Annotated in this window: 9 protein-coding genes; 3 read left to right on the plus strand and 6 right to left on the minus strand. The window is 45.6% G+C overall.

Annotation, left to right across the window (positions count from 1 at the left end; all coding sequences use genetic code 11):
- Positions 1–81 precede the first annotated feature (81 nt).
- Positions 82–1,167 carry a biopolymer transporter Tol gene (locus K2Q13_RS09960; protein ID WP_292920914.1) on the minus strand — a complete coding sequence of 362 codons (1,086 nt, stop codon included), beginning with the start codon at positions 1,165–1,167 and terminating at the stop codon, positions 82–84.
- Between the two features lie 160 nt (positions 1,168–1,327).
- On the opposite strand from K2Q13_RS09960, the gene K2Q13_RS09965 reads away from it, so the two are divergent.
- Together K2Q13_RS09965 and K2Q13_RS09970 are read left to right on the plus strand one after the other, a co-directional pair.
- The gene (locus K2Q13_RS09965; RefSeq protein ID WP_292920915.1) at positions 1,328–4,714 is read left to right on the plus strand and encodes a M20/M25/M40 family metallo-hydrolase; all 3,387 of its coding nucleotides are present in this window, start codon (positions 1,328–1,330) and stop codon (positions 4,712–4,714) included.
- Positions 4,715–4,767: 53 nt separating this feature from the next.
- On the plus strand, positions 4,768–6,453 hold the full coding sequence (locus K2Q13_RS09970; RefSeq protein ID WP_292920916.1) for an AAA family ATPase: 1,686 nt from the start codon (positions 4,768–4,770) through the stop codon (positions 6,451–6,453).
- Between the two features lie 82 nt (positions 6,454–6,535).
- Here K2Q13_RS09970 and K2Q13_RS09975 read toward each other — a convergent pair whose 3' ends face one another.
- From K2Q13_RS09975 to K2Q13_RS09990, 4 genes are all read right to left on the minus strand, one after another.
- Positions 6,536–7,240 carry an MIP/aquaporin family protein gene (locus tag K2Q13_RS09975; protein ID WP_292920917.1) on the minus strand — a complete coding sequence of 235 codons (705 nt, stop codon included), beginning with the start codon at positions 7,238–7,240 and terminating at the stop codon, positions 6,536–6,538.
- A 421-nt stretch (positions 7,241–7,661) separates the two neighbouring features.
- Positions 7,662–8,534 carry a hypothetical protein gene (locus tag K2Q13_RS09980; protein ID WP_292920918.1) on the minus strand — a complete coding sequence of 291 codons (873 nt, stop codon included), beginning with the start codon at positions 8,532–8,534 and terminating at the stop codon, positions 7,662–7,664.
- Between the two features lie 228 nt (positions 8,535–8,762).
- Positions 8,763–9,380: a PEP-CTERM sorting domain-containing protein gene (locus K2Q13_RS09985; protein WP_292920919.1), complete on the minus strand. Its 618-nt coding sequence runs from the start codon at positions 9,378–9,380 to the stop codon at positions 8,763–8,765.
- Positions 9,377–9,508 (minus strand): hypothetical protein, encoded by a 132-nt coding sequence (locus tag K2Q13_RS09990; RefSeq protein ID WP_292920920.1) that lies wholly within the window; start codon positions 9,506–9,508, stop codon positions 9,377–9,379. Before K2Q13_RS09990 ends, K2Q13_RS09985 begins: the two co-directional genes overlap by 4 nt.
- Positions 9,509–9,822: 314 nt before the next feature.
- Here K2Q13_RS09990 and K2Q13_RS09995 point away from each other — a divergent pair, with 314 nt between their 5' ends.
- Positions 9,823–11,208, plus strand: coding sequence for a mechanosensitive ion channel family protein (locus K2Q13_RS09995; RefSeq protein ID WP_292920921.1), 1,386 nt, complete (start codon positions 9,823–9,825; stop codon positions 11,206–11,208).
- Positions 11,209–11,322: 114 nt separating this feature from the next.
- Here the strand turns inward: K2Q13_RS09995 and K2Q13_RS10000 are convergent, their stop codons facing one another.
- On the minus strand, positions 11,323–11,697 hold the full coding sequence (locus K2Q13_RS10000) for a hypothetical protein (protein WP_292920922.1): 375 nt from the start codon (positions 11,695–11,697) through the stop codon (positions 11,323–11,325).
- Positions 11,698–11,836: the final 139 nt, after the last annotated feature.

Here is an 11,836-nt window from a genome sequence, read left to right on the forward strand (position 1 = left end):
AACAGATAAAAAACGTAGTGAGAAGATCTATGATAACCATTCCATAGATTTCTCACTGTATTAGAAGCCGTCAATGTTTGACTATTTCAACGAAAGACTTTCCAGTGCTTTCGCGTGATTCCAGTTGCCATGAAACAACAGCCCCTTCTTCTCCGGGGTGCGGTCACTGGTCCAGGTGATATGGTTACCATCCGGCGTAAATACCGGCAAGCCGTCAAAACCTTCTTTATCGGTCACACGAACCGGTTCTTTTTGCCCGTCGACATCGACAATGTACAATTCAAAATTGCGATGTCCGTGTAAATTGGTCGCAAAAATAATGTACTTTCCGGAAGGATGATAAAAAGGTGCCCACGACATGACATTCAGACGCGTAATTTGCTTTTGATCGCTGCCATCAATGTTCATGGTGAATATTTCCGCTTCGCGGCCACTTTCCGAAAAACGCCGCCATACGATGCGTTTCCCGTCTGGGCTGAAGAATGGACCGCCATCGTAGCTTTCTGTGTGCGTCAGCCTTTTGACGTTGGAACCATCGGCATTCATGATGTAAATATCAATCATCGACGCTGGATTAGTTTTAAACAATGCAGCTTCTTCATCGGATAATTCATCGCTATACGCGCGACGATTGGATGCAAATGCGATCAACTTGCCATCAGGCGACCATGAAGCTTCGGCATCGTACCCCAATGTTTTAGTTAGATTCTTAATATTCCCACCGGAAAAATCGGTCTCGTAAATATCATAAAATTCATCATAATCCCACGCATAGGACTTCTGCTCACCAGATTTACGGCGCTCAATCTCTGCGACCATCTTGGCCTTGGCTTGCGCATCTTCATGGGTCGATGAAAACAAGACTTTTTCCTGCATCGGATGCACCCACGCGCACGTGGTTTTACCAGTACCCGGCGATACTTGCTGCACCGCACCGCTGTTAATATTCTTCAGGAAAATCTGATAAAACGGATTGTCATCCGCCACCTCCGCCTGATAAATCATCCATTTCGCATCCGCACGGTAATACGCCTCCCCGGCTCTTTTTTCTTTGACGGACAGCTGTTGCTCGTCGGTAATAAAGTCAATTGCACTGGCGTTGGCTGTGGTCAGAAAGACCAGTGGCAGCAACAAACCACAGGATGTTATTTGTATAAAATTTCTCATAGAATTAAAAATACCTTGTTACCAAATTAATAAAAAAACATTTAAACATAGGCACAAAAGGAAAGTAAACACTCAATGTTATAGAATGCAGTTGGCGACAACGCATCGTCTTTATCAGAATGTCCGAATTTATAACCTATCCAATAGATTTAAATAAAGAATGCAAAAATTAATCAACCTTGGCGTAGCCTGTTTTTTTGTTGCCGCTCACATGCTTTACAGTCTGACCGCATCCGCCAGCGCCTCAACTTTCCATCACCAGATGCAAATCCAATTATCGCCGGATACCTCGGAGATCCAAGTCAAGGACCGGATTCAACTCCCTGATTGGGCGCGTAATGCAAAAGAACCGACGCAACTTGAATTCTTTCTGCACGCCGGTTTAGCGATTACGCATGTGGAAGGCGCTGCAATCCAGAGAGATGAGAATGAGGTTGCGTTAAAATCCAGGCCGATTTCGATCCGGCGTTACACGGTGACATTGCCACCCGACCAGCAAGCGATCACGCTGCAATTCAGTGGCAAGATCCATCACGCAGTACAAGGGCCGGGGCAGGAATATTCGCGCAGTTTTGGTTCAACGCCGGGGACGATTTCAACGGAAGGCGTGTTCTTGGCTAATTCCAGCGCGTGGTACCCGCAGTTCGGCAATGCGTTGGTATCGTTCCAGCTGGATATTCAAGTGCCGCCCGATTGGGATGTGGTGAGTCAGGGCACGTTGCTGCGCGAAAACAGAACCAACACGATGCAACACGTAATTTGGGAGGAAAAACAGCCGCAGGATGATATCTATCTCGTCGCGGGACGGTATCAACGTTACACACAATCTGCCGGCGCGGTAAATGCAATGGTATATTTGCGCGGTAGCGACCCAGCGCTGGCGCAGAAGTATCTGGACGCGACGGCGCAATACATTGCGATGTACAACAAGCTGATCGGCCCCTATCCGTACAGCAAATTCGCCCTGGTCGAGAATTTCTGGGAAAGCGGTTACGGCATGCCATCGTTTACGTTGCTCGGCCCCAGAGTTGTTCGCTTCCCGTTCATTCTGCATTCCTCGTACCCACATGAAATTCTGCACAATTACTGGGGCAACGGCGTGTTCGTCGATTACGCCAGAGGCAACTGGGCAGAAGGATTAACCGCATATCTGGCCGATCATCTGGTCAACGAGCAACGTGGCAAAGGCGACGAATATCGCCGTGACGTGCTACAAAAATATGCAGATTTTGTTAGCAAGGAAAAAGACTTTCCGATCATCCGTTTTGTATCACGCCACAGCGCCAGTTCTGAAGCCGTCGGTTACGGCAAGACTATGATGTTCTTTCACATGCTGCGCCAGGAATTGGGTGACGAGGCTTTTACCCACGTACTGCGACAGTTTTATAAGCAATTCAAGTTCAAACAAGCGACATTTGCAGATTTGCTCGCAACATTCAATTCAACCACCGGCCAGGATCTTTCACAACAGTTTGAGCAATGGGTGCATCGTGCCGGAGCGCCCGACCTGGTGCTGCGTAATGCCGAGACTGAGCAAACGGAGCAAGGGTTTAGGCTCACACTCACCGTCGAACAAACGCAGCCGGGCGATCTTTATCGTTTGAGGGTGCCCATTTCCGTTACGCTGGAGGGCGAAGATATGGCGTTGGAATCGCACATTATGGTTGATCAACGCACACAAACCATCGAGATGAATTTCTTCAACCGCCCAATACGCATTGATCTTGATCCGCATTTCGATGTGTTTCGGCGCTTGGACAGCCGCGAGATTCCATCCGCATTGTCGCAAGGTTTTGGCGCGGAAAAACCTTTGCTAATCTTGCCTGCAAAGGAAAATCAGTCTGTTTTGGCAGCGTATCGTGAATTAGCCATGAACTGGCAGAAAACTCAATCGAGTCCGCTGGAAGTCATCACCGACGATCAACTGCAGACTTTACCCGCAGATCGCACCATCTGGATCATGGGGTGGCAGAATAAATTCGCCGACGCGGTTACCAAAAACCTGGCAGATCGCGGCGTTGCCCATCAACACAAGCAATTGCAACTGTTTCAAAAAACCTACCCACAGATTGATCATGCGGTTATGTTGACCGCCCGACAACCGTCCAATCCGGACAAAACGCTGTTATGGGTCGCTGCTGGCAATTCCAAGGCGATTGCAGAACTCGCCAATAAATTGCCGCACTACCGCAAATACAGCTATCTGGTGTTCAAAGGCGACGAATTGACCAATATCGACAAGGGGCAATGGCCAATCACGCAATCACCGCTGACGCAGTGGATTAAGCAGAAAGACAATCATCCTGTCCAGAAGCTGCATACTGGCATCACCAAACCGCGCCGCGCGTTGGCAGAACTGCCGCCGGTTTTCTCTGAAAGCCGCATGATGGAAGACATCGTGCATTTGGCCAGCGATTTGTTCAAGGGACGCGAACTGGGTACGCCGGAACTGGATATCGCCGCCGCGTATATCGCCAAACAATTTCAGCAAATCGGCTTAGAACCTGGCGGCGACGGTAACAGTTATTTGCAAACCTGGCAGCAAGATGTCGGCGCACCCAAAGGCAACATTTCCTTGCGTAACGTGATCGGCATTCTGCCCGGCACCAATCCGCAACTCGCCGGACAAAGTCTGATCATTGGCGCACATTACGACCATCTTGGCATGGGCTGGCCGAACGTGCGCGCCGCACATCAGGGAAAGATTCATTATGGCGCGGACGACAACGCCAGCGGCGTCGCCGTGATGCTCGAACTGGCGCGCCAAGTCGTTGGCAAATGGCAACCGGAACGCAGCATCATTTTTATCGCGTTCACTGGCGAAGAGGCTAATTTATTGGGTTCCAAGCATTACATTGGCAACGGCAAAGATTACCCCAGCGAAAAAATCATTGCGATGCTGAATCTGGATACCGTGGGACGGCTGGAAAATAACCCAGTCACAGTGTTTGGCACCGGCACAGCGCGCGAATTGGTGCATATTTTCCGGGGCGCAGGCTTTGTCACCGGCATTCCGGTCAACGCCGTGCAAGACGATTTCGGCTCCAGCGACCAGACTGCCTTCATCCAAGCCGGCGTTCCCGCGGTGCAGTTCTTTGCCAGCGCGCACGAGGATTTTCACGCTCCTGGCGACACCGTCGATAAAATAGACTCCGCCGGACTAATCAAAGTCGCCGCGATTCTCAGGGAAGCCGCCGAATACCTCGCCAACCGCATCGAACCCTTGACGGTCACACTGTCCTCACAAAATGCGCAAACCGAACCCACCGGCGCCAGAGAAAAGCGCACAGCCAGCCTCGGCACCGTACCGGATTTCTCATACCAGGGCGAAGGCGTGCGCGTCGACAACGTCAACCCCGGTTCTCCGGCACAACAAGCACAACTCCAACCCGGCGACATATTGATTCAACTGGCCGGACAAAAGATCAGCGATTTGGCCTCGTATGCAAAAATTTTGCGTACGCTTAAGGCGGGAGAAAAAGTGGAATTGCGATATCGAAGGGATGATACGGTTATGGTGGTTGATGTGGTGTTGGTGGAGCGGTGATTATATTTGCATCATCTTTTCATAAAAAAAATCTTAAGCGAGATTGAGAAAGAATGAAACTTCTGAAAGTAACCATCCACAATTTTCGTGGCATCGTTGACGCCACAATCAGCTTTCAAAAATACTCACTGCTTGTTGGAGCAAATAACGCCGGCAAAAGTACCATTATTGACTGTATACGTGCTTTCTATGAAAAAGATGGATATAAATATAAAAAGGAAAATGACTTTCCATTAAAAGGGGCTCAGGGTGAAGAATCATGGATTGAGTTGGAATTTTATCTAACTGCCCAAGAACAAGATTCACTAAAAGAAGAATATCAAGGAACCAACAACCAACTGAAAGTACGAAAATATTTCCAGACAAACGTGAAGCTTCATGATGGGAAAAATGCATCCGGTTCAATTCTTGGTTATCTGTCAAATGGAGATCTTTCCAAAGAGCCATTTTATGGAGCCAAGAATGTCCAGAATGGTAAATTCGGCGATCTGATATACATTCCAGCTATTAGCAAAGTTGATGAGCATACAAAACTGACTGGACCTTCCGCGCTTCGCGATCTCATTACTAACATAATGTCTGATGTAGTAGAAAATAGTAATGCGTACACTGGATTAACCAATAGTGTCAGTAAATTTGCCGCAGAAATTCGCGACATTGAAACCGCAGACAAACGATCGCTTTCTGGTTTTGAAATCGAAATAAATAAACTATTATCTCCATGGCAAACTAAATTCAATCTGAAATTCGCAACACCATCTGCAACGGAAATCATTAAGTCTATGCTTAGTTGGGATATCCGTGACGATCAACATGAAAAACCGCAGAGTATTGAGTATTTTGGCTCAGGTTTTCAACGGCATTTTATTTATACTTTAATCCAATTAGGTGCAAAGTACGTTCCTCAGAAAGCAACAAAAAAGATGAAAGATTTTAGCCCATCACTTAATTTAGTTTTGTTTGAAGAACCAGAAGCATTTCTACACCCACCTCAACAAAATGATCTGGCAAGAAGCCTAATTAAGATTAGTGATTCCGAAGATTGGCAAATTGTTTGCTCCACGCATTCTGCCTATTTTGTAAGCCGCAATGCAGATCAGATACCATCAATCATACGTACACAAAGAAAAAATGGAATCACATCGACTTTTCAAGTTAATAAGGAAATATGGCAATCCATTATCAATTCCAATAAAGAAATTGGAAAAATACCTGAAATTCAGAAAAGAATGCATTTAGATGACTCCAAAGATGACATGGAAGCTTTGAAATATTTTCTTTGGTTAAATCCTGATCGATCAGGAGTATTTTTTGCGCAACAGGTTCTATTGGTAGAAGGTCCAAGCGAAACTGTATTAATTAACAAATTGCTAGATGACAACAAATTAACCTTGCCGCACGGAACTTATGTCTTAGATTGCCTTGGTAAGTATAACATCCACAGATTTATGAACTTACTAAACAGTCTTGGAGTAACTCATTCTGTACTTCATGACGACGACACAAACACCAACGAACACAAAGGATTAAATCAGCTTATTCAAGAATCAACAAATTCGAGGCTGACAAAGGCAATTAAGCAGATTCCAGATAATCTCGAGAAAATGCTTGGGCTCCCACCGAATAACTCTCCACATCGAAAACCACAACACATTCTTTTTTGCTACACATCGAATCAGATTGGCGTCTCCAATCTTAATAGTTTCTGTAAGCTCGTCGAATCCTGCTTCGTACCCTGATGAAGTATCTTACAAATCAGAAGCTTGATCGCAGCTCTGGGTTAAGCGCTAGCGAAACCCAGAATTTCACTTCAACAAAGCCTTACAGCAGCGAATAAACCACGGCAGCAACCAACCCGCCGAGAATGCCGCCCACTACCGGGACAAGAGCATAGCCCCAATCGCTATCGCGTTTATTGGCCATGGGGAGGATCGCATGCATAATGCGCGGGCCCAGATCACGTGCGGGATTGACTGCAAAGCCGGTTGGTCCGCCGAGTGACAAACCGATACCAAACAGTAGCAGCGCAACCGGCAACGCATCCAACGCGCCCAGGCTTGCCTGTGGTGAGACAATCATCATCACGCCAAACACCAGCATGAATGTACCGACCGCTTCAGTAATGATGTTATTCATCGGACTTCTGATCGCCGGCCCGGTGCAGAATGCCGCCAACTGCATATCGGGATCGGTTGTTGCGTCAAAATGCTGACGATAGGTGATCCACACGATCAATGCACCCAGCATGGCGCCCAGCATTTGCCCCAGCGCATAAATAGGTACGTCGCCCCAGGCAAACTTACCTGCCGCAGCGAGGCCGATACTGACCGCAGGATTCAAATGCGCACCACTGGAAGCAGCCACCGCATAAACCGCCACGAAAAGCGCAATTCCCCAGCCGGCTGCAATGGTTAACCATCCGGCATTATTGCCTTTGGATTTATTCAGTACGACGTTAGCGACAACGCCGTTACCTAATAACACTAAAATAAAAGTACCAATCAATTCACCAAGAAATGGAGTCATAGTTATCACCTTACTATTGAGTTGAATTTCGGAGAGCCTTCCCGAGGATGAGAAAGATTAATTGACTAATTTTGTTGTATAAAAACTTTCTATCCATTTTGGAATGGCCAATTGATTATCACACAAAATGTGCGAGTGAGATATTTACGCTGGATTTACTTTCTGGGCTTAAATTAATAATCCGGTGTTCGCAGCAGCAGAGTCTTCTGGAATAACAGTAGATTTACAATGTACGATAATCTAGGTCAGGTATGGCGTGATGTGGCAGGATAACAAGCCAATGATGATTGATGAGGATACCTCGGAATTATCTGAAAATTCCGGTAAAAATATTACTAAAGAAAGTGCGCCGCATGATACGGCGCACTTTAAGTTTCTGATTTATATTGCAGTAACAGAACTAAAGTCGGTCTGCAACCAACTAACTACCGCTAGTCCCCAGAGGGGTAAAAATACCTTCTTCGTTGATCCAGGATTCATCGGTCACTGTATTGTAGATCGTATTCGCATCAGTGGCGAAGCAATCAGGAACAATCACATTAGTGGAAGTCGTATTAAGTCTCATCGTAACCGGAGGGGTAATAGTGATTCCTGGTACGCCTGCGAATCCGCTGCTCTGCGCTGTAATATCAAAGCACAGATTAGAATTTATGATCAAGTTAGCTGTATCGGCTGGAACATTCACAGTGCAATGCTTACTGTTGGCAACCCCGTCTGCAAAAGATTGCAATGGATTGAGACCAAGCGAACCAGTGGAAATTCCACCAAATGACGGTGAATTGCCCGTCGAAGTGGTCAATACGGAAATCCCTGTTTCAGCCGGTTGCCGGGGTGTTGTGCAAAAACTGTTATCGGTGGGTAATGCAATACAAGCCTCCCCCGTGCTGATGTTGACCACGTTGCCGCTTTGCGTGTACGACAGCCCGGACGGTGCACCTGAAGTATTACATCCTGGGATACTGCTGTTTCCGCCACTTTCAATAATTTGTGCAATTAATTCCGGCAATCCCGCGACCCGGGTTGGGTTAGATCCATAAGGCCCACCTAATACGTAAGCGCCATTATCTCCGACGTTCACCCCTGCATAAATGCCGGTCTCCGGATAAAACCGATACAACCATGGGTTAAGGCTTTGTGTACCCTGGTGGCTTGGAAAAAGATCCGGATAAGTATTTTCGGCCCAATTCAAAAGTGTTTCGGTGTCGCTGCTGATATCAGCCGATGCCAAATGCACACCTCCCATCAGGGTAACTGTGCAGGCAGACAAAATAAATTGTTTGATCGATTTTTTCATGAAGAACCCTCCTGATATGTCATTGCAGTATGTGTTTTTTTAGAAGCATATCACAACTCAGATTGAGTCTGAAAATAGCTTACACGAATTCAAGGGCTAACACAGTCAGTCTCATATCAAGTGTAAGAATAGTATTGATTAAGGAGTAGAGAGTAGAGCGCAACAAATGATCCTGTAAAACAAAAACCCCGCCAAATGACGGGGTTTGATGATGAATAGATTATTCAGCTAAACACTTTGCTTTCTAAAGCGTGTCACAAAACTGAGCAGTCCCAATCCGGCCAGCAACATCGCATATGTTCCTGGCTCCGGAATTGCTGCCGCAATCGTATTGAAAGCTGCACCACCAAAGATTGCGACATCGCCCTTGGTTGAGAGTGGATTATGCAGGCCGAGTTGTAACACTTTTAAAGAATGTGCTATTGAGTCCAAACCTGTTACAACTAGTATTCTATTTCCGGTGTGATACATATCGTAAGTCCCCACATCGATACCATCGACGAAAAACTGTGCGAAACCATCGTTATGATCTCCGGCCATGACAAAACCAATGCTATTACTAGCGACTGAAAAAGTTGTAGTGGCTTGACTCGTTCCTGGAATACCTGCTGCTGAGTTATCAAACAGCCATAATTCGCGTAAGCCTAAGCCTCCTCTGGGTCCATCGCCTGTCGCCTCCCAATCAATTCCACCTCGTCCAGCATTTTTATATTCAAGAACTGCATTGCCACTGATATTCAATGGATTGCCACTTCTCTCTGGTGTTTCTAACGGCATCCATTCAATCGCTAAGGCTGATGCGTGTGAACTGGTCAGCAACAATGTAATTACCAATATTCGTATCATTCTCCAACTCCCATTACAGTTAAAGTATTCAATACAGGCCCTGGAATAACATGATCGGATACTTTATCGCCCCATCCTTCAGAAATACCATGCCGGCCTGATATCTTTAATAAGCTCAACTTGTTCATGCTCAACGCGCAATTAGAACCAGTCATAATTAAGCAATAAGATTTCTCACATTATCAGTGCGCGCAAGTGCACTCAATTCGTAGAATAAAGAGGTAATTCTTCCTTAGATATCAAAATTATCTGCAAGTAGATTGGGATAACGCATGGAATAATACCTCTCAGCGAGATATATTATAAGGTCAGTAAAAGTCGCAAAAATTTGATTGAAACAATCGATTGGGTAGCGTCAATTATTCTTATTTGCAAGATCAAAAACAATGTATCAGTATATAAACAAGCTATTGAAATATAGAAACTTGAGAAGAGGACAGAAATGATGAGAATGCTATTGAAGATGTCAGCAATCTGGATGTTATTCATATCAATTTCTGTGTGCGCTGACTCCATATCGGATCTGATAACTGGAGAGAAGGAATCTGAAAGCGCCCCCAAGGTCGAGAAAGTTATTGAGGTTAACAGTTCTGCGCATGACGATAAAAAGATTCAAAAACGTCTTGAGGAAATTTTCTCAGAACTGGAAAATTTACAGAATATAAAAATTTTGGTTAGCAGTGGCATTGTTACGCTACAAGGCGATGTCAGCACCTCATCCACGAAAACTAAAGCCTTACAACTTGCCCAGCAAGTTGCCGGAGTCGTCGAGGTAGTAAATGAGATCGTAGTCACTCATAATTTAAAAGCACGCCTGGAGAATACTTGGAAAAAATTCTCAGGAACCGCAAATGAGTTAATTACGAGCTTACCTCTTTTATTACTGGCGATACTTGCGTTTGTAATGTCATGGATTCTCGGTGGATGGATATCTGAACGTCGCAATCTTTTTCGACGCATTGCGCCGAATTATTTTATTGCGAATCTGTTCGGACAGATTACGCACTTGTTATTTATTTTGCTTGGCCTTGTCATTGCCTTATCCTTGTTGGATCTGACGGCCATACTAAGCACTATACTAGGTGCAGCCGGTATCGTAGGACTTGCAATCGGTTTTGCAGTTCGTGATACCGTCGAAAACTACATTGCCAGTATTTTATTAAGCTTACGCAATCCATTTGAAGTCAATGATCTGGTTAACATTGACGGAAATGAAGGCAATGTGGTGCGTTTGACCACACGAGCAACTATTTTGATTTCACCCGATGGCAATCATATTCGCATTCCTAACTCGACTGTATTTAAAGCTGTTATTGTTAATTTTACCCGCAATGCAGAGCGGCGTTTCCAATTCGACGTAGGAATTGATACCGAACAAGATTTACTTGAAGCACAAGCGTTGGCTTTACAGGCCTTAAGCTCAATTGAAGGCGTGTTGTCTGAACCCAAACCAATCGTTGCGATAGAAGCACTGGGCGACTCCAATATCCTGCTGCGAATTTATGGATGGGTGGATCAAACGAACCATAGCTTTTTGAAAGTACGCAGCGAAGCGATTCGACAAATAAAACAGTGCTTTGATCAAGCAAACATCATCATGCCTGACCCTACTTATCAAATCAGAATATTGAATGGAATAACTAAAGATTTAGTGCAAAAGGACAACATCGAACAAGATAATACATACCCTACTGACAAACAAGCCAAATTGCCTATTCATGCGGTTGCAGATATTAGCTCGGACAATACCATTGAAAAGAAAGTGGCAGAAGAACAAGTCCACAGCAATACTGAGAATCTACTTGATAAAAAAACCTCACTCGAATGACTGAAAAATTTTCGTATATTTTTATTATACAAACAAATAGTAATAATAGTACGAGTCATTCCACCATACTTTTTGTGGAATAGTGCTGCTGCGTAAAAGTATGCATTCCACTAATCAATTCACAGATGTAACACATATCACTCGGGGATCATCAGCAAATTCAAGTAACAAGCGCCGCACACGTTCCTGCCACGCATCGGCAAATGCCGTCTGTTGCGCAGTATCGGCACAATCCTGCAAGATGGCCATCAGACGATCGCCTTGAGCGGGATCAACCGGTATCAGCGAGACATTGAGCGTCACCGCCACGCTTGCGTTAGTATCGAGGCGAGTAAAAATAATGGCTTCCCCTTCGCGTTGTGGCGCAAAACTAAGCAATCCCTTGCGTCGGTAACGCCCGCGCATTCCCTGGAAACCGTTACCTGAAGCAGCACCCGTCAGTAACGTCAGTACTAATTTATGATGGAGGCGCCTTGCAGCACCTCCCATGATTTTCTATTGAAACCAACACCACTAAAAGTCCATGAAACAGGCGCAAACCGACTGTCCTCAACGTCGGTAACTTCGGTATCGACATCAACCCCGGGGGTGCTTTTTTCATCACCCCCTCATGGTGCGTGAGGTCTTG

Origin of the sequence: Nitrosomonas sp. (genome assembly GCF_019752095.1) — a bacterium.
Lineage (GTDB): Bacteria > Pseudomonadota > Gammaproteobacteria > Burkholderiales > Nitrosomonadaceae > Nitrosomonas.

Bases quoted from the DNA above. Each gene is read 5' to 3' on its own strand.
- K2Q13_RS09960 (WP_292920914.1), bottom strand. From the start codon at position 1,167: ATGAGAAATTTTATACAAATAACATCCTGTGGTTTGTTGCTGCCACTG.
- K2Q13_RS09965 (WP_292920915.1), top strand. From the start codon at position 1,328: ATGCAAAAATTAATCAACCTTGGCGTAGCCTGTTTTTTTGTTGCCGCT.
- K2Q13_RS09970 (WP_292920916.1), top strand. From the start codon at position 4,768: ATGAAACTTCTGAAAGTAACCATCCACAATTTTCGTGGCATCGTTGAC.
- K2Q13_RS09975 (WP_292920917.1), bottom strand. From the start codon at position 7,240: ATGACTCCATTTCTTGGTGAATTGATTGGTACTTTTATTTTAGTGTTA.
- K2Q13_RS09980 (WP_292920918.1), bottom strand. From the start codon at position 8,534: ATGAAAAAATCGATCAAACAATTTATTTTGTCTGCCTGCACAGTTACC.
- K2Q13_RS09985 (WP_292920919.1), bottom strand. From the start codon at position 9,380: ATGATACGAATATTGGTAATTACATTGTTGCTGACCAGTTCACACGCA.
- K2Q13_RS09990 (WP_292920920.1), bottom strand. From the start codon at position 9,508: ATGAACAAGTTGAGCTTATTAAAGATATCAGGCCGGCATGGTATTTCT.
- K2Q13_RS09995 (WP_292920921.1), top strand. From the start codon at position 9,823: ATGATGAGAATGCTATTGAAGATGTCAGCAATCTGGATGTTATTCATA.
- K2Q13_RS10000 (WP_292920922.1), bottom strand. From the start codon at position 11,697: ATGGGAGGTGCTGCAAGGCGCCTCCATCATAAATTAGTACTGACGTTA.